Source organism: Paraglaciecola sp. L1A13, from assembly GCF_009796745.1.
In the GTDB taxonomy this organism is placed as follows: domain Bacteria; phylum Pseudomonadota; class Gammaproteobacteria; order Enterobacterales; family Alteromonadaceae; genus Paraglaciecola.
In genome coordinates this window covers 3029589-3052604 of sequence record NZ_CP047024.1, presented here as the reverse complement: position 1 = coordinate 3052604, position 23016 = coordinate 3029589, and the positions used below count along the sequence as shown (strand labels likewise).

The following is a 23016-nucleotide window of genomic DNA, read 5'->3' as shown; positions in this document are numbered from 1 at the left end:
CCAATCGCGATTATCGATAACGACTATAACTCTGAAAAAATGTGTGGAATTTTGATCAGGCTGCTCGTTGAAGAAATTGAGACTCAGGGTGTTAAAGTAATTGGCGGTTTCAGCATTGAGGATGCTGGGCAAACTGTCTTAACCTATTCAGAAGTATCGGCCGTTCTTATTTCCTTAGAAGGCAGTGAGGAGGGTCCACATCAATTCGAGACGCTACGTAGCCTCATTGCGCATATGCACCGTCGCAATGATGAACTACCGATTTTTCTTTTTGGCGAGCGACATTCAATTGAAGGACTACCAAGCGATCTGTTACCCGATATCCGTGGGATCGTATATCTTTATGAGGACACTAAAAGATTTATTGCAAAACAGATTATACACGCAGCGAACGAGTATATCGATCAACTGTTACCGCCATTTTTCAAAGCCTTGTTAAAACACACAGAGGATTCGAATTATTCGTGGCACACACCAGGGCATGCAGGTGGCGTGGCGTTTACCAAGGATCCCGTAGGGCTTGCGTTCCATCAATTTTTTGGCGAAAACACAATGCGTTCTGACCTATCTGTATCGGTTCCGGAATTAGGTTCGTTGATGGATCACAGCGGGCCTATCAAAGAAGCAGAACATGAAGCCGCGAAAACGTTTGGCTCAGATATGACCTACTTCGTTACAAACGGTACCTCCACCGCCAACCATATTGTTTGGCACGCCATTGCCACCGAAGGCGATGTGGTGTTCGTGGATCGAAACTGCCACAAATCCCTGCTATATGGCTTAATTATGACCGGCGCAACACCCGTGTACTTCGAACCAAGTCGCAATGCCTTGGGTATCATTGGTCCCATTTCTTATGAACAGTTCACGCCCGAGCATATGTCGCAGCGCATAGCTGAGCATCCACTCATTGATAAAGCACCTAAAAGGGCGCGTATCGCGGTAGTGACAAACTCAACCTACGACGGTATTTGCTACAACGTGAGTATGATAAAACGTGCCTCAGCAGAGGCCGTGGATTACCTACACTTTGACGAGGCTTGGTTCGCCTATGCAGCGTTTCATGAGTTCTACAAGGAACGCTTTGGTATGGCTGATGTGGATGGAACGGACATTGGGCCCGCTACTTTTACCACCCAATCGACGCACAAATTACTTGCTGCCTTTTCTCAAGCATCAATGATCCATATTAAGCAGGGAACGCGCAGTCAAGTGAACCCCAATCATTTTAATGAAGCGTTTATGATGCACACGTCCACCTCGCCACACTATGGCGTTATTGCGTCGTGTGACGTTGCCACCAAGATGATGGCGGGTAAGAGCGGACCTTCCCTAATTGACGACATTCACGGCGAGGCCATGGCATTTAGGCATGCAATGACCAATGTTGGCAGTGAGCAAGACAGTTGGTGGTTTACAGTGTGGCAACCCGATATTATTCGCGCTAAATCTAATGCTACGCCGGAAGCACCGCAAACGGCAGATTGGGTGTTTAAACCCGACGATAAATGGCATGGGTTTAAAGACTTAGCCGATGACTATGTGCTTCTTGACCCCATAAAAGTGACGTTAGTGACACCGGGTCTCACTATTGACGGACTAATGGAGGAGGAAGGTATTCCCGCTGCGATCGTTTCTCAGTTTTTGTGGGAGCGAGGCATCGTGGTAGAAAAGACCAGCCTCTACTCATTCCTTGTTTTATTTTCGTTGGGGATCACCAAAGGAAAATGGAGCACCTTGCTCACAGAGCTACTGCAATTCAAAAGACTTTACGACAGCGGTGCGAAGGTTAAATCTGCATTGCCAACACTGGTCGCAAAGTACCCAGATGTTTACACCGAGATGACCTTGCGAAACCTTTGCGACAACTTACACAAGTTCTATTGCGATCATAAAACACCCGAGGTGATGAATACCATGTTCAATCAACTCCCTGACATGGTGATGACACCAGCGCAAGCCTACCGCAAGCTGGTCGCCGGCGAGGTTGAGATGGTGTCCATTGACAAGCTCGACGGACGCATAGCGGCAGAGATGATTGTACCATATCCGCCGGGTATTCCGCTGATTATGCCGGGTGAGCGTTACAACCAAAAGTGTAAACCTATTATGGAATACTTGGAAATGGCGCGCGAGCAAAGTACCGAGGTTCCGGGGTTTGAAGCTGAAACACACGGCCTAACAATTGATAAAAATAATAAGGGGATGGAATATGCTGTTTCAGTACTTAAAAAATAACCAAAATCGGGGTCAAAATCACTACCGTTCTTGGAGTCACTCTCGACTTGCACTGGCGGTAATTATTGGACTTGCTGTTTCATTGTCCGTGCAAGCGCAAGATTCAGGTAAAGATGAACGCTGGCGCGTATCAGGCACGTTGTCTACCGATGATGTAGAGCATGGATTTAGCCGTACATTGGGCGATCCTGGCGCACAAGCTTGGATCGCCTACAAAGATCCGTCTGGATGGATAGCAGGATTTCAGGCAAAGACTATCGATTTCGTTGCCAACGGGCTACCAAACCAAGACTTGTATGTATCACTTCGCGGATTTGCCGGTTACGAATGGGCGATTGCCGATTTATGGAAAGTAAGAGTCAGTGGGCATTATATTAATTTTCCAGGCTCGACAACGGATAATTCGAGCTATGAGGAGGTATTTGCTGAGGTGTTCTATAGTGACCTGGTTAGTTTCAAAGCGGACTACGGTCACGATCGATATACCTTAAAAGAAGACAGCATTCTGTATGAGTTGGCTGGGCATTATCCCCTCATGCTAGGCTACACGCTTGATGCCATGTACGGATATCATGACGCAGACGACCTTTTAGGGGGGAGTTATAATTATTATTCAGTGGGCGTCAATAAGCGTTTTGGCCCTTTCGATATTGGGCTGAGGTACCATGACACAAGCAGCCGAGGAGATGAATTATTCACAGAGCTAGGCGTTGCTAATGGACTTGATTTGAGCGATGTCACAGATTCAGGCTTGTTGATGAGTTTCAGTGCGCGTTCAGATGTCTTTGAACAGGCTGAATGGGAACGCTGGGAAGGCTTTAGGGGCTTTAGTTCCAGTGTGGATATTGTGTCTAACTACGTGAGTAAGGGGGTTAGTCAAACCGAAGATAATCCCGCGGTGCAGCTCTCAGTAGACTATGGTTGGGACAACGGTATCTATACCGGTATTTGGGTCTCAAACGTTGATTACGTACCCACCGGAAAACCTAATGACGGCGCCGACTTTGAAGTTGACTACTACTTAGGCTACAGCTTCGAGCCAATGGAAGGATTTGGCTTAGACATAAGCTATGTTTATTACAACTATCCGGGCATAGAGGCCTCCATTGAGACAGATTTTGATTATGGTGAGCTGATAGTTGGCGCAAGCTATGGTCGTTGGGGTGCTAAAATTGGCTATTCAAACGATCAAGTTGCCAGCGACGAGACTGGAACTTGGTACCAAGGCACGGCCGATTTTGACCTAATAGCAAAACTTTCTCTCAACGTTGAGGTAGGTCACTATGACCGATCTAACTTTGGCAACTCTTATAATTGGTGGGGTGCGGGCTTATCATATGATGTAGGTGAATTTGATATAGGCCTTACGGCAACGCAAACCAGTTCAGCAGCTGATCGCGACAACACAGGCGGGGAGGCCGACGATAAATTGGTTGCGAATGTTTCTTACTCGTTTTAACAATATGATAATGACCGCAGGATGCGCATAACGTGACAATACTGTTCGTTGCATAACATAATTAGACAGGGGCTAAAGATCCTCATCATCTTGTGCTGTGCTTCATTTCTATCTTTTAATGCATTTGCCATCGAACCGCGAGACCAACTGCCTATTCAAGCTACGGATGACCCTTGGGCTATATTCTGTCTATTGGTGTTCGTAATGTCGTACCTCTTCGTGATTACCGAAGAGAAAACGCAGATACGCAAATCGAAACCCGTGATGTTGGGAGCTGGCATTATTTGGCTAATCATCGCGTACGCCGCACCGCAGTTTGGTATGAGTCGTGAGCAACTTGGTCAAGCAATCACTCACGACTTAGATCAATACGCGAGCTTGCTGCTTTTTTTACTTTGTGCAATGACCTACATCAGCATGTTAGATAAAACGAATGTGTTCGCTGCCATGCGCGCCTACTTGGTTAACAAAGCACTAAGTTACCGGCAGTTGTTTTGGGTCACTGGACTTATTACGTTTTTTCTTTCGCCATTTGCTGACAATTTAACCACCGCACTGGTGATGGGAAGCGTAGTACTAGCCATTGGTGCCAATAAACCGAAATTCGTTAGTGTTGCTATGGTGAGTATTGTTTGCGCCGCTAATGCTGGTGGCGTATTTAGTCCGTTTGGCGACATCACTACCTTAATGGTATGGCAGTCTGGTCACGTAGAGTTTACTCAGTTTTTCTCTCTTTTCGTGCCTGCGCTAGTTACCTACCTAGTGCCTACCGTAGTAATGAGTTTTTTTGTACCGAAGGGCGTTCCGCTTCCAACAAAGGACTGCACGTTAATGACGCGCGGTGCAAGGCGTACTATTTTCTTAGGTATTGTGACTATTACAATGGCAGTGGCATTTGAGCAATTTCTAGGTTTGCCCCCTTTCATGGGCATGATGATGGGCATGTCACTTTTAATGTTCCTGACATATTACTTAAGGCGTACACGCGTTGATACAGAACCTCAATATGATATTTTCGAAGCAGTACGTGCTGCAGAATGGGACACGCTGCTGTTCTTTTTTGGGGTTATGTTTAGTGTTGGTGCGCTGACGTTTATTGGCTACATGGGGCTTGCATCGCACTACCTGTACGGCACATTAGGTGCTACCCAAACCAATGCCATACTGGGTACTGTATCGGCAGTAATCGACAACATTCCCGTGATGTTTTCTGTGCTCAGTATGCAACCTAAGATGGACGTAAATCAATGGTTGTTAATTACGCTCACCTGCGGAGTAGGTGGTAGCTTGTTGTCGGTAGGTTCGGCCGCTGGTGTCGCCTTGATGGGGAGCGCAAAAGGACAATATACTTTTCTCGGTCATTTAAGATGGACGCCAGTTATTATGTTGGGATATATCGCCGGTATTGGTACGCATTTTCTGTTAAATAATTATAGGTAAAGTTTGTCGAAGCGCAGCAAACGTCAAATTTTTTAAGCGCCTCTTTAGTTATTACCCTGCGAGCAAACGGTCTCTGACGAACAACATGTCGATCATGATTGCTGGGTTCCACTTTTTCATTTCTTTTTCACTGTTGCGGCGTATTTCATCGAGCTGACTAACTGTCTCATTTGCGAATGAATCTGAGACCACGACATGTACCAATAAATAGAGATCTCGACCTCTTTTACTCACGCGTAACTCGACGTGATCGTAATTAATATTTAGCAAAGATTTTTTTAATCGTCGTTCAATTTCCTTAACTACTGTTTCCGGTGGGGCTTTGTTAACAACTTCTTTTAAGCTTTCAAGCAGTATCTTCCCTGGGATTGGTAATATCGCTAGCCCCAATATAATCAACAAAATCGGATCAACTTGCGGGGCGTATATCGATAAAGTTGAGTGCTCGAAGGACCAAGCGATGATAAAACCGAGCAAAATAGAGCCACTTAGCAGTCCATCTATAAACCAAGTTTTGGCTTCAACTCCGACTAAGTCAGATTTAAAGTGCTGACTACGTCGTTTCATTATCCATGCGACCAAAAAACAACCAATTGTAGCCAATACGCCATAGACAATGGCAAGCCCATATTCGGCTGAATTACCGCCGGCTAATAAGCGATTGAAGGCACCAAAAACTGCAAATACGCATGTTACGATCACAATAAGTGATTTAAAAAGATTAAGAGTGGGCTCCATAGCGGTATAACCAAAATGAAATCGTTCATCATCTGGTCGAGCAACAAGGTTAGCTACTTTAACGGTAAGTACTGTCATGAAGAATGAAATAAGTGAATAGATACCATCAAACAATATTGACCCTGATCTCGTTAGTAATGCGAAACCGAGTGCCATTAAAACAAATGCACCAGCTGCATAAAGTGATAACCGCAATAAACGTTGTTCATCGAGTGAGGCTGTGTCGACAACCATCAGAATAACCTCTTATTATTTTGTATGAATAAAACACTGAGTGTTTTAAAAAAGTAGACCGGACAAGCAGATGTTTGTGTTGGCCGTGTGGGATTTGTTTTACTTATAATTAACGGCTAAATGACACCTTAACTCTTGATCTGAACGCCGCTTAATTAGAGGATATATTTTAAAGCTAATTAAGCCGGAAACCAAGATAATAAAACGGTTTTAGTCTCAAAATTAGAACTGTTTTTGCTATTGCGTTATTAAATGGTAGTTAAGAACTCTAAGGGTCATTTACCTAGATTATATAATGACTAACACAGTGCTAAATCTGCAGATTAAATGTTTTTATTGTGCGCCATGAGGTTCCACTATATCGGGATAATTAACGTAAATATTAGTGTGAATAATTTAATTTTGGATCTAGCGTAAGTTCAAAATCATACAGTTTTGTATCATGTTTGGTGAGCATGGGTAGTTATCTTAATAACGTCCAGATTTTGATTTTTTCACCTTGGTAAAACAGGGTTAAATACTTCTTCACTAATATTATTATTATTTAATTTTAGCTCTAAGTTAGTTGTAATAGGTACGAAGAACGACTTCGTTGTTGGCTTGTTATTTAACTTTTCTATTGATACACATCAATACACTTCCATGGATAAGTTGTTAGAATTTTTGGTTTTAATCATCAATTAACTGGGTGCTCTGGCGTATTTAATAAAAATATAGTGAAACTCAATTTGGGGGGCACCGTTGATTGGGGGTCACCGTTGAATTTAACGAATAATTAGCGAAACAAAAATAGAGTTATTTTTACCGCTATTTCGTGTTTAGCCCTATAAAACAAAGTGTTAAAGGAATTAATCCAAATTTTTTATTCAATGAGACGCCAGTCTACATGATCATTAATTTTAAAAGGAGCAGACGGAAAATCCCCTTTTCTCCGGAAACGATTATTTTGTGGTGTTCGATAATCGCGGGTGTATTTTCTGTGTTCTTAATAACATTCGCCATATTGTATATAGAGACACAAGAGCGAGCGCATATCGATCGCGTTACGACAAGCAACGCCAATGGTATTAGAATATTGCTCGAAGATGATATACAGCGACGCATCACATCGCTGACTGAATTTGCTAAGTTGGCTAAAGTTGCATCAGATATGTCTGATGACGATTGGGCATTAGTTAGCCAGACTTTATATGATACTCATTGGGGCTATCAGGCTATCGGTTGGATTGATAATTCTTTTCATATCCGCAAAATAACGCCCATTAGCGGAAACGAAGTCGCATTAGATTTTGATTTGGCATTAACCCCTCTCGCATTGTCAGCAGTATTGAAAGCGCAAAAAAGCGACAGCGCTGTTATAACGACCCCAGTTGAATCGGTTCATGGAAAAACTGGATTGGGTATGTATGTTGCTGTTTTTAGTACAACGAAAACAGGCAGAGAATTAGAAGGTTTTATTGGGAGTTTACTACTTTTCGATTTATATATTCAGGCGGTTTTGCCAACTTACTTGCTCACTGAACATAACCTAACGCTATACATTAACGATCGAAAGATTTATTCAGATAAAGACAGCGAGTCACCGCTTGATAGCAGATGGCACAAGCAAACATTCTTTGAACTACAAGGCCTAAGCTGGAAAATTGACTTGGTGCCTGACAATGAGTTTCTTGTGCATTCTCATTATAAAATGATCAAGATATTAATTCTGCTTGGTATTCTACTCAGCCTTTTTATCGCGATAGCCGCCTATATGGCAATGTATTCGCAATATAGGGCAAAGCTAATCAAAGACGACCGTAAAAAAACTGAAAATCTCCTTAAGAACTTACCAGGAATGGCTTACCAAGCGTTTAATAAAACGAATTGGCCGATGATATTGGTCAGTGACGGTTGTGAGGCGTTGACCGGTTATAACAAAACTGAATTTGAACAACATAATATTTTATGGGGTGATTTAATTCACCCAGAAGATTATGCGCAAGTATGTCAAACCGTTAGCCGAGCGATAAGAACAAAGAGCCTATATGAGCTTGAATATCGCATTTTAGATAAAAATAATGACGTTCGGTTAGTCTGGGAAAAAGGAGAGTCAGTTACTTCCAGTTATCATGAAGAGGCAATACTTGAAGGTTTCGTTACTGATATCACGTCTATAAAACAGATAGAGATTGACCTTATTCAAAGCCATGCCTTTTCTGATGCGGTAGTAAACTCTATGGTTGAAGCGGTTATCACTACGGATAACAAAGGGTTAATTCAAAGTTTTAATGAGGCGGCACAAAAAATGTTTGGCTATGCCTTTGATGAAGTGAAAGATAAGAATGCCACAATCTTGATGCCTCATCCCTGTAGCGAGAACCATGAACAGTATGTAGCAGAATATTTAAAGACTAAACAGAAACATATTATTGGAATTGGCCGTGAGCTTACCGCTAAGCACAAAGACGGAACAATTATCCCAATTCATATATCAATTAGTGAAATTTATAATTGCGATAACTTGATGTTTGTTGCATTAATCAGAGACATTACTCAACAACTTGCTTCAGAAGAACAAGCACGTTTGCATACAGAGCAACTTGCACACTCTCACAGGCTCAATTCTATGGGGGAAATGGCAGCTGGAATCGCACATGAGATTAATCAGCCATTGACGGCTATTTCTCTTTTCTCACAGACCGCTAAAAATTTCTGCCAACTTGGTAAATACGAAAAACTCCCAGTATTATTTGAAAAGCTAAGCCAACAGGCGCTTCGCGCTGGTCAGGTCCTTGAGCGTGTACAAGTTATGACTAGGCAAGGCGATAAACAAAAAGAAGTTGTTGATTGTAAGGCATTAGTGGGTGAAGTTAGACACCTTGCAGAATCAGAAGCTCGCTTACGGGATATCAATATACGGGTAGGCTCCTGTGATTACGCGATAAACTTATTTGTAGACCGAGTGCAAATTCAGCAGGTGATTTTAAATCTACTGCGTAATGGTATGGAAGCAATGCAATCAATATCGTGTGCGAAAGGAGCAATCATTGAGCTGCAAACAAAAAGAGTTGCGAAAAATAATGTACAGATATCAGTAACAGATACAGGGTGTGGATTATCGAAATCTATGACTGATAAACTGTTTACACCGTTTTCATCAACTAAAAAAAATGGAACGGGGATTGGGCTATCCATTTCAAAAAGTATTATTGAAGAGCATGGCGGGCACATTCACTTTTCTGAAAATAAACCAGCGGGAGCAATTTTTTACTTTACGTTGCCAATTTACGAAGAGAAATATTTAGATGAAAACTAAACAAACTGTTTATATCATTGATGATGATGAAGCCGTCCGTGATGGGTTAGAAATGCTACTTGAATCAGTTGGGCTAGAGTCCCGAGGATTTGCATCTGGTAAGGCTTTTTTAAGGGGATACTGCGATGAAATGTCAGGATGTATCGTTTTAGACATACGCATGCCCAAAATGAGTGGACTACAAGTTCAGCGACGACTGAAACAACTAGATTGCTGTTTACCCATTATTTTTATCACGGGCCACGGTGATATTCCTATGGCAGTAGAAGCCATGAAACTTGGGGCGCTAGACTTTATGCGTAAACCACTCAAGGAACAGGACCTAATTGACCGTATCAATGAAGCCATGGAATTTGATGAAAATCAACGCACAATGGCGATCGACAATAATAAAGATAAGTGCAAAATGGATTTATTATCAGCACGCGAACGCGAAGTGTTTGAGCGAGTGACCGATGGCGTTATGAACAAAGTTATTGCGGCAGATCTGCGTATTAGCGAACGCACTGTTGAGGTTCATCGTTCACATGTTATGGAAAAGTTAGAAGCTGGGACGTTTGCTCAGTTGGTACGAATTAAAATTATGTCTGAGCAATTTGATTAGTGTCGTCTCTGATGATTTTTTAATTAAAATACTATTTATTTCCTTAGAAAAAAGAGCCCATCGAAGATTATTATCAATAGACTCCGAGATAGTCAAAAAGCTATATATTGAAAGGCTTATCAATGTAGTTAATTGATAAGCCCTTATATTAACGGTAAATATAAACGACTAAAATTGGGGATTTCTACATATTGGTGTTTATTGAATAGGGGATAACCACAATAATAAAACCTGTTACATGCCCGTTATCTCCAGCATTTTCATTCGGTTTTAGCAACAAAATTGGCAGCACTATAGTGCTGCCACTTCATTGTTTACAACGGTTTAGTGAATAACGCTTTTCATGCGGATTTAGCGGTTTGTGCTAGGCGTTTTTCTACTTCCAGTACATGTCGAGTGGTGGCTAGCACCGTATCTGGATTGAGGCTCATGGCATCAATGCCTAGTTCCACGAGGTATTCGGCTATTTCAGGATAGTCAGACGGAGCCTGTCCACATATTCCGGAATGACGGCCGTTACGTTTGGCGCCTTCTATCGATAGGCGAAGCATTTCTTTCACACCAGGATCCCGTTCATCGAAATCAAACGCAACAATTTGCGAATCGCGATCCACACCTAAGGTTAATTGGGTTAAGTCGTTTGATCCGATGGAGAATCCGTCGAAGAGTTTAGCGAACGCATCGATTTGAATTACATTGTTGGGGATCTCGCACATAACGTAAACTTGTAAGCCATTCTCACCGCGCGTAAGTCCATTTTTAGCCATCGATTCCAGTACTTTTTCCCCCTCTTGTACGCGACGGCAAAACGGGATCATCAATTTTACATTGGTCATGCCCATTTCATCTCGCACCCGTTTCATCGCTTGGCACTCAAGGGCAAAACCATCGGCGTATGCAGGGTGTGCGTAACGTGATGCGCCGCGAAAACCTATCATAGGGTTAGCTTCGTCGGGCTCGAAAAAGGTACCGCCTAACAATGTCGCGTATTCGTTGCTTTTAAAGTCGCTCATGCGCACCACACAAGGCTTTGGATACACCGCTGCTGCAATCGTGGCAACACCTTCAGAAAGGGCTTTGATAAAAAAGTCTTGGGGACTTTCATAGGCAATACACCGGTCATTAATTTTGCTGCGGGTGACATCATCGGTTTTATCAGGATGTTGTAGCGCCATCGGATGCACCTTGATGTATTCATTAATAATAAATTCCATCCGAGCCAATCCAATACCGTCTACCGGTAAAGAAGCCAGACTAAACGCCTGATCAGGATTACCCAAATTCATCATAATTTCTGTTTTCGGATGAGCCAGTTGACTGAGATCCGTTTTTTCAATTTCGAAATGTAGAATACCGTCATGGATATTACCAAATTCACCTTCTGCGCAGCTCACCGTAACGGCTTGTTCGTTTGAGAGTAGTTCAGTGGCGTCATTGGTTCCAACAATAGCTGGAATGCCCAGTTCTCTGGCCACAATGGCGGCATGACAGGTACGGCCTCCTCGGTTTGTAACGATCGCTGACGCGATTTTCATGACCGGTTCCCAGTCTGGAGTAGTCGTATCCGCGACTAATACTTCACCGGGCTTAAAGTCACTTAGAAGCGCAACATCGTTGATAACTCTGACGTTTCCGGCACCAATTCGAGTACCGACCGCCTGACCTCTAGCAAGGATCTTGGACGTTTCTTTGAGATGATAGATTTCAAGAACCGCGCCATTTTTTTGAGACGACACGGTCTCCGGACGGGCCTGTACGATGTAGAGTTCGCCGTCGAGGCCGTCTTTAGCCCACTCCATATCCATCGGTTTATAATGGCCTGCATTATCAGAATAGTGATTTTCAATTTTAATCGCATAGTCAGCCAATACCATGACGTCCGCATCAGAAATACTAAAATGCATTCTTTCGTCTTCGGTGGTGTCGATATTGGCGGTATATTCCACTGCAATATTATCTGTGTTGAGACTGTCGGTAAAAATCATCTTTAATTCTTTCTGACCCAAGCGGCGTTTCAGGACCGTGCGATGGCCTAAATTGAAGGTGGGTTTGTGCACATAGAAACTGTCGGGTTCGATGGTGCCTTGCACAATATTTTCGCCTAATCCTAGGGCACCATTAATGAATACTACATCTTTAAATGACGTTTCTGTATCCAGGGAAAACATCACGCCACTGGCACCAATATCACTGCGTACCATTTTCATTACCACGACAGAGAGAAAAACAGTGTAAACGTCAAAGTTGTTATCGTATTTGTAATGAATTGAACGGTCGGTAAAGTTTGAGGCCAAGCAACGTTTATAAGCATCAAGCAATGCTTCGTCGCTGCTAATGTTGAGGTAACTGTCATTTTGACCCGCAAACGAGGCTTCAGGGGAATCTTCAGCGGTGGCCGAGGAGCGCACAGCCAAGGAAATGTCACTTCCATATTCTTCTTTAAGCTGAGCATATCCGTTTAAAATAGCGCTTTTAAGATCATCTGGCAGCACACAGTCTAATACGATCTGCCTTGCTTTTTTGCCCCCTGACTGTAAGTCTTTGATATTATCTGGGTCGAGTCCATCGAGAGCGCCATGTAATAATGGCCAAGCCTGATTAGATTCAAGTACATAGTTGTAAGCCTCAGCGGTCACTGCAAATCCGTTTGGTACGCGCACACCTTCTGCCGTTAGGTTTTGGTACATTTCACCTAATGAAGCGTTTTTTCCGCCTACTAAAGCTACATCAGAATTGTTTAGTTCCTTGAACCAGCGAACATATTGTGTTGAATCTGTCATAAAAGTGTACCTTGTGCTGAAGATTAGAATTTAGCTGGGCATTGTGTCGCCTGACGATGCCTAGAGCCGATACCCTTACAGCTTGATTAGCGTTTGCGATTGCTCTTTATACTGCACTGACTCCATTCACCGCATAAATCCACTTGCTGAAGCATCGAGCAATACTGCCGAGCCCGTCAAAATCGTTATGTATTACGAGTGCATGGGTAATATCAACGAATTTGTCGTCAAATTGACCTTAATTTAATAAGCGAAAGACCTAGGTAGTCAGCGGGTCGTTTCCTTACTCTATCCTCAATCCTCGGGGGTTTGCATTCGTAATTTCACTTAAAAACTAGTGGCTAATACCTAGAGGTTTGAGCGTCTTAAAAAGCGATTTATTCGGTATTATAAAACACGTCGATAGAGCTTTTGCTTTTGTCGCTAGGCAGGGGGCTTGTTTGTTTAGAAATTGAATGAATGAGCAAAATAGGTATAACCCCTCATTATTTTTACGTCGCTAGCACGGCATAATTGACGACTTGTTGAATTCATTTATGAGATAAAACATGTCGTTACTGACCTTGGTCCGCCACGGGCAATCTATCTGGAACCAGCAAAACCGTTTTACAGGATGGGTGGATGTCTCGCTGAGCGAGGCAGGAGTTAAAGAAGCGCAGCGGGCAGCGCAAATGCTAGCTGAACAACGGTTTGATCTGGCCTTTACTTCTGAGCTACTACGCGCGCAAGACACGCTATATGAGATACTCAGGCACAATCATTTATGTAACCAATATTTACGCATTCATGATGTTGGCAGTGAATGGTATGAGCATTTTGAATCATCGAAAACCAACACGCCAGAATTGAAAATCTACGTTTCTCAGCAGTTGAATGAGCGATTTTACGGTGATCTTCAAGGGCTCAACAAAGATAAAGCCAGACAGCAGTTTGGTGACGAGCAGGTACATACTTGGCGGCGCAGTTATGACGTAGCTCCTCCCAATGGCGAGAGCCTTGCAATGACTGCCAAGCGGGCGATTGCTTATTATCAGTCACATATTGTTCCGCATCTACAACAGGGTAAAAATGTGTTGGTATGCGCCCATGGTAATTCATTGCGAGCAATCATCATGCACATTGAAAAAATGACAGCATCACAGATTGCTGCGTACGAGTTAAAAACAGGCTGCCCACATATTTATCAGTGCAATGCACAAATGGAAATACTCAGTAAACAAGTACTTGAAGAATAAGTGGTCAACACTTCCCTAATCATTGTGGTGAAATAAAATGGCAAAGAAAATCAAACACATTGGTATATTTACCTCAGGCGGAGATGCCCCTGGTATGAATGCGGCTTTATATGCAGCGGTAAAAACGGCCACTGCCAATGGCATTGAAGTCAGTGGAATTCGCAAGGGTTTTGAAGGCCTGATAGACAATGACTTAATCTCGCTAACGACCAATCAATTGCAAAAAACAATGCACCTCGGTGGTACGGTTCTTAAAACGGCTCGCAGTGATCGTTTTCGGACGATTGAAGGGCGAAAAGTTGCACTACAGAACATCCATAAAAGTGGAATAGATGGGCTGGTGGCTATAGGGGGCGACGGCACTTTTCGGGGCGTTTCGCTCCTGGCAGACATCAGTGATATTCCATGTATTGGTATTCCTGGCACCATAGATAACGACACCGTTGGCACTGATTACACCTTGGGATTTGATTCTGCGGTTAATACAGCAATGGCGTGTATCGACAACATAAGAGATACGGCAGAATCCCATAACAGGATGTTTGTTGTTGAAGTCATGGGCAGAGACTCAGGGTATATTGGTGTGTATTCGGGTTTAACCTCGGGAGCTGATTCAATATTAATTCCGGAAAGTCCGCAAGATCTCGAGTACCTCTTGGATAAAATTAAGGGGTATAACAGCGAAGATGCGTTTATCGTTGTGTTGTCTGAAGGCAATAAATTAGGTCTTAATTATGTATCGTCAAAAATACGCCAAGTTAATGATGAAATAGACTTACGCTTTTGCAAACTTGGGCATATTCAAAGAGGAGGCAATCCTTCAGCCTCTGACCGAATGTTGGGTATAAGGCTGGGCGTAATGGCAGTCAATGCGCTTATCCAAGGTGAAAGCAATAAAATGGCCGGTATTTGTGATAATCAGCTCGTCTTGACGCCTTTTTCAAAGATAGCAAAACAACATAGTATCGATAAAGAGCTGCGAAGCTTAGTAGAGTTATTTTGTCATTAACGGTAGTAGTCAATACTCGTTGACCACTACCTGATTGCCTTTTGTTACGGTTTTTTACTTATTAGCTATTCAGCTATTCAAGTGTTTTGCTGGGTGGCCTGAATGGCCGTCAGTGCAATGGTAAAAACAATATCATCTACTAGGGCTCCACGACTCAAATCATTCACTGGCTTACCCATACCTTGAAGCATGGGGCCAATACTGACCAAATTAGCACTTCGTTGTACGGCCTTGTAGGTCGTGTTCCCTGTGTTGAGATCAGGGAATATAAAAACGGTAGCTTGACCAGCCACTTTGGAATTTGGGGCTTTTTTACTGGCAACGTTTTCCATAATAGCCGCGTCGTATTGTAACGGCCCATCAATCAATAGGTCGGGCCTTTTTTGCTGTGCAAGTTGCGTCGCTTTCTTAACCTTGTCTACGTCAACCCCAGTACCTGAATCGCCCGTACTGTAACTTATCATGGCAACTTTAGGTTCAATGCCAAAGGCAGCGGCTGAATCGGCAGATTGTATGGCAATATCCGCTAATTGCTCAGCCGTAGGGTCGGGGTTTATTGCGCAATCTCCGTACACTAATACTTGTTCAGGTAGCAGCATAAAGAAGATTGACGAGACCAACGATGCGCCGGGCGCTGTTTTTATCAATTGCAGTGCTGGCCTGATAGTATTTGCGGTAGTGTGTACTGCGCCCGAAACTAATCCGTCTACGTGACCTTGGTGCAGCATCATTGTACCAAGTACAACGTTGTCGAGCAGTTGTTCTTGAGCCACTACAGCAGTTAAGCCTTTGTGTTTACGCAGTTCTACTAGCGGCGCAACGTATTGGTTTCGCAGTTCTTCAGGTTGTTGAATTATTACGGAGTCGGGCAGTATTACACCTTGTTGTTCGGCGACTCTGAGGATCTCAGTCCTGTCGCCTAATAATACGCATTTAGCAATGCCGCGTTCAGCACAAATAGCGGCCGCTTTTATCGTACGCGGCTCATCACCCTCGGGTAATACAATGGTTTTATTAGCCGCTTTTGCCAACTGGGTCAATTTAAAGCGAAAAGCAGGCGGAGACAAACGCAACACTTTAGCTGCACCCTGCGTTATCGAGTTTATCCATTTAGGGTCAATGCAACTTGCTGCATGATCCATCACGCGGTTGATGCGCTGCTCATCATCGACAGGCACTTCTAAATTGTAAAAATGCAGATTTAATGAGGTTTGCCAAGTGTTGTCGTCGATTAACATTACGGGTAAGCCACTTTCCATGGCTTGTGAGCATAATGCCATCACTCTTGGGTCAGGCTCATATCCGCCCGTTAATAAAATAGCGCCAATCTTGGTACCATTTTGCGCGGCGAGACAGGCCATAACAAACATATCGTTACGATCCCCTGATATAACTAATAAGGCCCCTGGTTTTAGAACCCACACCATATTGTGGATTTCACGTGCACACAAATTCACACTACGCAATCTGCGATGTTTGTAGTCACCTTCATTTATCATTCTGGCATTGAGGTGTTTACGCACGTCATTCACTCGGGGCGCTATTAATTCGAAATTCCAATTTATACAGCCTAATAGCGCAAACGATTTGTTGAAAATAGCCAACTTCCCAAGTTTATCGATAATTTTTTCAGTTTGGCTTTCATCATGATGTTCGATCAGTTCGGTGCTCAAATGTCCTCGTTCATCAAGTGGTGCGTTGATTTTATTGAATATACAGCCAAGTACTTTTTTGTTTTTGTGACCGCCGTAGTTATCAGCGACAATTTCTAGTTTATCGTTTAGCTGAGTCGAACTTAAATTTCCCGGTGCGCTAACCAATACAATTTTGGCATCTAAGGCATTGCAAATTTCACGATTTAGCCGCACTGCGTAAGGATGGCTTGGGGTTGAAACAAGTCCCTCTATTATGCAGATGTCTTCGTCACTTGAATGTTGTTCATATAAGGCAATGATTTCTTCGAGCAATACATCCATTTTGTCATTGCTGATCATGTCTTCTACGTAGGCAGAGGTAAGCGGTATTGCTGGCTTTATTAAGCCTAATTGACTGATGATAGTAGTTGATTTTTCTGCTTCGTCATCACCATGACGCGGTTGCCCCATTGGTTTGAAAAAGTTAATTTTCAAACCTTGTTGTTGCATGGCTCTAACCAAACCCAAAGATACACTGGTAAGCCCAACACTGCTGCCCACTGGTATCAACATAATTCTGCGTGCCATGACTTCTCCTTACGCTTTAAATGCGTAGTTAATGGTCTCTTTTGCAATAACCCATTCTTCATTGGTGGCTATGGTATATATCGGTTTCGAGTGTTTACTGCTTATTAAGCCTGAGCGACCAAAGCGTATTTCGGAATTTAACGTGTCATCAATGGCTAAACCTAAGTGTCCCAATTGAATAATCGTTTGCTCGCGGATGTAACTAGAGTTTTCACCGATCCCACCGGTAAATACTAAAGCATCTAAGGGGCCAATCACGGCTAAATAAGAGCCAATGTATTTAACTAAGCGATAAATAAACATATCTAGGGCAAGCTTAGCTTGTTCGTTACCTTTGGCTTGCTCGTCTTCTAACGCTCTGCAGTCGTTCGTTAACTGAGAAATGCCCTGTAAACCAGAGTCTTTGTTCATCAGTGAACTGACCTGAGCCGCGCTATAGTCCAATTGCTCAATCATGTACGTGGCGATACTTGGATCAATGTCACCGCATCGTGTGCCCATCACGAGCCCTTCCAACGGTGTGAAGCCCATGCTGGTATCCACTGCTATGCCTTTTTTGATGGCAGTGATACTGCACCCATTGCCAAGATGAGCCGTGATTAAGTTACACTCTTCAATGTTTTTATTGAGTCGCTTGGCCGCTTCGCGAGAAACAAAATAATGACTCGAACCGTGAAAGCCAAACTTGCGTATGCCGTATTGCTCATAAAGCGAGTAAGGCAGGGCATATAAATAAACATGTTTAGGTAATGTTTGAAAAAAGGCGGTATCAAAAACTGCCACCTGTGGTAGCTCTGGAAAGGCCGCCTGTGCGCTTTCGATACCGGCAACATGGGCTAAATTATGTAACGGAGCCATTTTTGCTAAATCTCGGATCTGTTCTTTAACCGTGTCATTAATCAAACATGAATGAGTGAAAACCTCACCGCCTTGTACTACCCGATGCCCAACCGCAATAAGACTCGAATGCAGTTCATCAAATTTGTTTAGAACTGCGCCAATATTACTTAGCGCGTCTTTATGGGAGGCGTTATCTGGCAGTTCTATAATTGTTTTTTCTTGCCTAAAGGCATATCGCAGCAGACCATTAGTCGCGCCAAGATTTTCAGCAATCCCTTGCAAAGGAGTATCACCAGATTTGGCGTCAATAATGGCAAATTTAATAGATGAGCTACCACAGTTGAGCACGAGTACGTGTTGATTCATAAACGTTTTCTATCCTATTTGGATGAATGCGAAGCTAACAATATTAGCTTGTCTAATGCACTTTGGGTAATAATTGTTATTAACATCAACAGCTGAGTCCAGTTCAAGGGTGTACATTGTACAGGGCTGCATCAGTTGCCACTTGTCTATGATCAATAACGCTAGAAGAACGTACTTTGCTAAATATTGTGCTAGCTAATCTTAGTTAGACATACAGCGCTTAAAGCTGAGTTAATTGCTTAAAAAAGTTATTCAAATACCTTGTTTAGGCTTGCTTTACATACGCATTTATCACACCTATGTTCGACCGTAATGACTACTTCTTATCGATAATTTAAAGCTCGCATTAATGCGTACATTTCTGCCAATTCTTATTTCACTCATTGTATTAAAACTACTATTTAGAGCTGTTTTTATAAACACCATACTCATCATATTTAATAGATTAAATTAGTTAGTGCTCAATGTTATTTCTGGGTGTTTTGTTCGTGGCAAAAAATCTTTAAAAATCGCAGTTTTATTGGATGTTGCTGATTTTATTGGTTTTTGGTCATAAATTTGAATTTATTTTAATCTTTTTTAGATGACGGTATTTGTACGGCATTACAGTAACTTAGGTTCAATTCAACGCATTTGATATAGTCCATTCACAGTTTGTCAACATTGAATTATTAACTCTATTGCCCTAAGGTTTGTTTTTTATTGAACGTTCAATTAACAAAAATATGCCTAAAGTTGGAATGCAACCAGTTCGACGCCAGCAGTTAATAGACGCAACTATTGAGTCAGTGGCCGAATTTGGGTTACAGGCGACGACCATTAATCGCATCAGCAAAAAAGCGGGTTTATCGTCCGGCATTATCAGCCACTATTTTGCTGGTAAACAGGGCTTGATCGAAGCAACTGTGCGTTATTTGTTATCGAATTTAAAGAAGGTGCTGATAGAAGGGCTCACCCCGACGACGACACCAGAACAAAGGTTAATGCTAATCATTGAAGCGAATTTTTCTCGACTACAGCAGCAAAGCGAAACCACTAAAACGTGGTTAAGTTTCTGGTCGCAATCGATGCATGATTATGAATTACACCGTTTACAGATTGTAAATAGCCGACGACTTTTTAGTAACTTGGCCTGTTCATTTAAACAGTTAATGAGCGACGACGATGCCAAATTAGCAGCACAACTATGCGCAGCGATGATTGATGGCTTGTGGTTACGGGCAGTGCTAAGTAAATCTGATGAAAATGAATTTGAACACTGTGAATGTTTAGCAAAAAGCTATGTAAATTCACTTATCAAGCAGTATGGAGCTTAATTTGACAACACCGGTTTACCAAAACTTTATTCATGGCCAATTCTTAGGGAATCAAAGTGGCGACACTTTCGAGGTGAAAAACCCCGCCACCGATCAGGTGATTTACCGAGTTGAAGTGGCTGATGAGACTATTCAGGTCGCCGCCATTAAAAGTGCAAAGCAAGGTTTTGCCATTTGGTCTGGTATGACGCCCATTGAGCGCAGTCGTATTTTATTAAAGGCAGTGAATCTACTACGTGAACGTAATGATGAGCTGGCAAAAATTGAAGTGCTAGACACAGGTAAACCTTGGCAAGAAGCCGAGTGCGTTGATGTGCAAACCGGCGCAGATGTCATTGAGTATTTCGCCGGATTAGCTCCAGCACAAGTTGGTCAACAACAAATGGTGGGTGATGATTTTTACTACACCCGTAAAGAACCCCTTGGTATATGTGCTGGCATTGGCGCGTGGAACTATCCATTGCAAATTGCTTGCTGGAAGTCAGGTCCTGCACTCGCTGCAGGCAATGCACTTATTTTTAAACCGTCAGAAGAAACCCCGTTAGGCGCAATTAAGCTAGCTGAAATTTTTACTGAAGCGGGTGTGCCAGCAGGTGTATTTAATGTGGTGCAAGGTGCCGCAGAGGTGGGTCAATGGTTAACCCAAAGCTCCGATATTGAAAAGGTTTCGTTTACCGGCGAAGTAGGCACAGGTAAAAAAGTAGTCGCCAGTGCAGCTGGCTCGTTAAAAGATGTGACCATGGAGCTCGGCGGAAAGTCGCCCTTATTGGTATTTGATGATGCCGATGTATCTCAAGCTGTAAGCGCAGCTATGCTTGGTAACTTTTACACCCAAGGCGAAGTGTGTACTAATTGCACTCGAGTTTATGTGCATAAAGCCGTTTATCAGACCTTTATTGATGAGCTTAAAACCCGTACTGAACAAAATATTATCGCGGGCGATCCTCTTGATCCTAGCGTTAATTTAGGTGCGCTTATTTCAAAAAACCATCAAAATTTGGTGATGAGCTACATAGATAAGGGCATTGCAGAAGGCGCGACGGTATTAACTGGCGGCACAATGCTTAATCCTGAATCTGCTCCTAACGGCTACTTTGTTGCACCAACCGTGTTTGTGGATTGCCGTGATGACATGACGATTGTCAAAGAAGAGATTTTTGGACCCGTTATGTGTGTATTGGTATTTGAAGACGAAGAAGATGTTATTCAGCGTGCAAACGATACCCACTTGGGCTTAGCTGCCGGTGTGTTTACCCAAGACATAAAGCGCGCGCATCGCGTGATACACCGCTTGCAAGCCGGTATATGTTGGATAAACAGTTACGGTAACTCACCAGCAGAAATGCCTGTAGGGGGTTACAAACAATCGGGTATTGGCCGTGAAAACGGCATTGAAACGCTCGATCACTACACGCAAACCAAATCTATTTATGTGGGTATGAGCAACATTGAGAGCCCGTTTTAATGGCGGGACTTAATTACGATTACATCATAGTCGGTGCTGGCTCTGCGGGTTGCGTATTAGCCAATCGACTCTCAGAAGACTCTGATAAACGAGTTCTGCTGCTGGAAACCGGCGGTAGTGATAACAATATATTTATCAAAATGCCCACCGCGTTATCCATTCCCATGAACAGTGATAAATACGCGTGGCAGTTTCACACAGAATCAGAACCTTATTTAGATAATCGCAAAATGCATTGCCCCAGAGGCAAAGTGTTAGGTGGCTCGTCGTCTATTAATGGCATGGTGTACGTTCGCGGTCACGCCAAAGATTTTGACGAGTGGCAAGAGCACGGCGCCGATGGCTGGGATTACCAGTCGTGCTTACCGTACTTTCAAAAGGCAGAGTCATTCTATTTAGGCAAAGATGCGTACCGTGGCGATAGTGGGCCTCTTGGGGTCAATAATGGCAATGAAATGGCCAACCCACTTTATAAAGCCTTTATCGAAGCCGGACAACAAGCAGGCTACGCTGCAACTGATGATTACAACGCTGGGCAGCAAGAAGGTTTTGGCCCGATGCATATGACCGTAAAAGACGGTGTGCGCAGTTCGGCGAGTCGCGAGTACCTTGATCCGGTTAAGTCACGGAATAACTTAACCATAGTGACAGGTGCACTGGCTGAAAAAGTATTGCTCGATGGTAAACAAGCCGTTGGTGTCCAATACAGTGTTAACGGCAAAACGGTAGCAGCTAAAGCAAGTAAAGAAGTAGTGTTAAGTGCTGGCTCGATTGGCTCACCGCATTTATTGCAGCTTTCTGGTATTGGTGATAGTGAAATCTTAAAAATCGCTGGTATTGCAGTGAAACACCATTTACCCGGCGTAGGGCAAAACCTTCAAGATCACTTAGAGTTTTACTTTCAATATAAGTGCAAGCAACCCATTACCTTAAACGGCAAACTTGGTTTGATTTCAAAAGGCTTGATTGGCGCACGTTGGTTATTTACCCGTAAAGGTCTTGGGGCGAGCAATCATTTTGAATCTTGTGCTTTTATTCGCTCAAAACCAGGCGTGCAATGGCCCGATATTCAGTATCATTTCTTACCGGCAGCCATGCGCTACGACGGCAGGAGCGCGTTTGCGGGTCATGGTTTTCAAGTGCATGTAGGCCACAATAAACCGAAAAGCCGAGGTGCGGTGACTATTCAGTCAGCGGATCCTACGGTAGCACCAAAAATTCAATTCAATTACCTGCAACATCAAGATGATATTGAAGGGTTTAGAGCTTGCGTGCGTTTAACCCGCGAAATTATCGAGCAAAGCGCATTCGATGCATATCGAGATGATGAAATTCAGCCAGGTAAGCATATTCAAACGGATGAAGAAATCGATGCTTTCGTGCGTCAAGCTACCGAGAGTGCTTACCATCCTTCGTGTTCATGCAAGATGGGTGAAGACGATATGGCCGTGGTTAATTCAAGTACTCAGGTGCATGGCATTACGGGGCTGCGGGTGGTTGATTCTTCAATTTTCCCCACTGTGCCAAATGGCAATTTAAATGCGCCTACTATTATGGTGGCAGAAAAAGCAGCGGACATCATTTTGGGTAAACCAGCGCTTAGTCATTCACCGGTAAGTGTTGCTATTCCAAGTGATTGGCAAACGATACAGCGTAGTTCGAAGATTTAATTTGACCACATGAGTCGCAGCAAAATCGATATTTTGCTGCGTAATGTGAGTCACAAAACAGGAAGAAATATGCAGCATTATCGTTTATTTTGGGGGAGTTTA

General features: G+C 43.1%; 14 protein-coding genes. 10 read left to right on the top strand and 4 right to left on the bottom strand.

Going from position 1 to position 23016, the window contains the following annotated elements; translation table 11 throughout:
- Positions 1–51 precede the first annotated feature (51 nt).
- The 3 genes from GQR89_RS12755 (at position 52) to nhaD (ending at position 5137) form a co-directional block, all read left to right on the top strand.
- Positions 52–2238, top strand: a complete 2187-nt coding sequence (locus GQR89_RS12755; RefSeq protein WP_233268961.1) for an Orn/Lys/Arg decarboxylase N-terminal domain-containing protein — start codon at positions 52–54, stop codon at positions 2236–2238.
- A complete protein-coding gene (locus tag GQR89_RS12750; RefSeq protein ID WP_158770394.1) occupies positions 2213–3697 on the top strand; it encodes a TorF family putative porin in 1485 nt (494 codons plus the stop codon). The genes GQR89_RS12755 and GQR89_RS12750 overlap by 26 nt, the downstream gene beginning before the upstream one ends.
- Positions 3698–3901: 204 nt before the next feature.
- Positions 3902–5137 (top strand): sodium:proton antiporter NhaD, encoded by a 1236-nt coding sequence (nhaD, locus tag GQR89_RS12745; protein ID WP_233268960.1) that lies wholly within the window; start codon positions 3902–3904, stop codon positions 5135–5137.
- A 51-nt stretch (positions 5138–5188) separates the two neighbouring features.
- Here the strand turns inward: nhaD and GQR89_RS12740 are convergent, their stop codons facing one another.
- Positions 5189–6109: a cation diffusion facilitator family transporter gene (locus tag GQR89_RS12740; protein WP_158770393.1), complete on the bottom strand. Its 921-nt coding sequence runs from the start codon at positions 6107–6109 to the stop codon at positions 5189–5191.
- A gap of 979 nt (positions 6110–7088) precedes the next feature.
- On the opposite strand from GQR89_RS12740, the gene GQR89_RS12735 reads away from it, so the two are divergent.
- Both GQR89_RS12735 and GQR89_RS12730 read left to right on the top strand, forming a co-directional pair.
- Positions 7089–9407 carry a PAS domain S-box protein gene (locus GQR89_RS12735; RefSeq protein WP_233268959.1) on the top strand — a complete coding sequence of 773 codons (2319 nt, stop codon included), beginning with the start codon at positions 7089–7091 and terminating at the stop codon, positions 9405–9407.
- The gene (locus GQR89_RS12730) at positions 9397–10011 is read left to right on the top strand and encodes a response regulator transcription factor (RefSeq protein ID WP_158770391.1); all 615 of its coding nucleotides are present in this window, start codon (positions 9397–9399) and stop codon (positions 10009–10011) included. Before GQR89_RS12735 ends, GQR89_RS12730 begins: the two co-directional genes overlap by 11 nt.
- A 341-nt stretch (positions 10012–10352) precedes the next feature.
- Here GQR89_RS12730 and ppsA read toward each other — a convergent pair whose 3' ends face one another.
- Positions 10353–12791 carry a phosphoenolpyruvate synthase gene (ppsA, locus tag GQR89_RS12725; protein ID WP_158770390.1) on the bottom strand — a complete coding sequence of 813 codons (2439 nt, stop codon included), beginning with the start codon at positions 12789–12791 and terminating at the stop codon, positions 10353–10355.
- 548 nt (positions 12792–13339) lie between these two features.
- On the opposite strand from ppsA, the gene GQR89_RS12720 reads away from it, so the two are divergent.
- Positions 13340–14026 (top strand): 2,3-diphosphoglycerate-dependent phosphoglycerate mutase, encoded by a 687-nt coding sequence (locus GQR89_RS12720; protein ID WP_158770389.1) that lies wholly within the window; start codon positions 13340–13342, stop codon positions 14024–14026.
- Between the two features lie 37 nt (positions 14027–14063).
- Positions 14064–15035 (top strand): 6-phosphofructokinase, encoded by a 972-nt coding sequence (locus GQR89_RS12715; protein ID WP_158770388.1) that lies wholly within the window; start codon positions 14064–14066, stop codon positions 15033–15035.
- 77 nt (positions 15036–15112) lie between these two features.
- Here the strand turns inward: GQR89_RS12715 and pta are convergent, their stop codons facing one another.
- Both pta and GQR89_RS12705 read right to left on the bottom strand, forming a co-directional pair.
- Entirely contained in the window at positions 15113–17257 is a 2145-nt protein-coding gene (gene pta / locus GQR89_RS12710) for a phosphate acetyltransferase (protein WP_158770387.1), read from the bottom strand.
- Between the two features lie 9 nt (positions 17258–17266).
- Complete coding sequence (locus GQR89_RS12705) at positions 17267–18463, bottom strand: acetate kinase (protein WP_158770386.1); 1197 nt, start codon at positions 18461–18463, stop codon at positions 17267–17269.
- Positions 18464–19188: 725 nt separating this feature from the next.
- Between GQR89_RS12705 and betI the strand changes: the two genes are divergently transcribed.
- The 3 genes from betI to betA are packed head-to-tail and all read left to right on the top strand — an operon-like array spanning position 19189 to position 22914.
- On the top strand, positions 19189–19779 hold the full coding sequence (gene betI / locus GQR89_RS12700; RefSeq protein ID WP_158770385.1) for a transcriptional regulator BetI: 591 nt from the start codon (positions 19189–19191) through the stop codon (positions 19777–19779).
- 1 nt (position 19780) lies between these two features.
- The gene (gene betB, locus GQR89_RS12695) at positions 19781–21244 is read left to right on the top strand and encodes a betaine-aldehyde dehydrogenase (protein ID WP_158770384.1); all 1464 of its coding nucleotides are present in this window, start codon (positions 19781–19783) and stop codon (positions 21242–21244) included.
- Positions 21244–22914 carry a choline dehydrogenase gene (betA, locus tag GQR89_RS12690; RefSeq protein ID WP_158770383.1) on the top strand — a complete coding sequence of 557 codons (1671 nt, stop codon included), beginning with the start codon at positions 21244–21246 and terminating at the stop codon, positions 22912–22914. Before betB ends, betA begins: the two co-directional genes overlap by 1 nt.
- Positions 22915–23016: the final 102 nt, after the last annotated feature.

Coding starts and splice junctions, on each gene's coding strand:
- GQR89_RS12750 (WP_158770394.1), top strand. CDS start 2,213: ATGCTGTTTCAGTACTTAAAAAATAACCAAAATCGGGGTCAAAATCAC.
- nhaD (WP_233268960.1), top strand. CDS start 3,902: ATGTCGTACCTCTTCGTGATTACCGAAGAGAAAACGCAGATACGCAAA.
- GQR89_RS12740 (WP_158770393.1), bottom strand. CDS start 6,109: ATGGTTGTCGACACAGCCTCACTCGATGAACAACGTTTATTGCGGTTA.
- GQR89_RS12730 (WP_158770391.1), top strand. CDS start 9,397: ATGAAAACTAAACAAACTGTTTATATCATTGATGATGATGAAGCCGTC.
- ppsA (WP_158770390.1), bottom strand. CDS start 12,791: ATGACAGATTCAACACAATATGTTCGCTGGTTCAAGGAACTAAACAAT.
- GQR89_RS12720 (WP_158770389.1), top strand. CDS start 13,340: ATGTCGTTACTGACCTTGGTCCGCCACGGGCAATCTATCTGGAACCAG.
- GQR89_RS12715 (WP_158770388.1), top strand. CDS start 14,064: ATGGCAAAGAAAATCAAACACATTGGTATATTTACCTCAGGCGGAGAT.
- pta (WP_158770387.1), bottom strand. CDS start 17,257: ATGGCACGCAGAATTATGTTGATACCAGTGGGCAGCAGTGTTGGGCTT.
- GQR89_RS12705 (WP_158770386.1), bottom strand. CDS start 18,463: ATGAATCAACACGTACTCGTGCTCAACTGTGGTAGCTCATCTATTAAA.
- betI (WP_158770385.1), top strand. CDS start 19,189: ATGCCTAAAGTTGGAATGCAACCAGTTCGACGCCAGCAGTTAATAGAC.
- betA (WP_158770383.1), top strand. CDS start 21,244: ATGGCGGGACTTAATTACGATTACATCATAGTCGGTGCTGGCTCTGCG.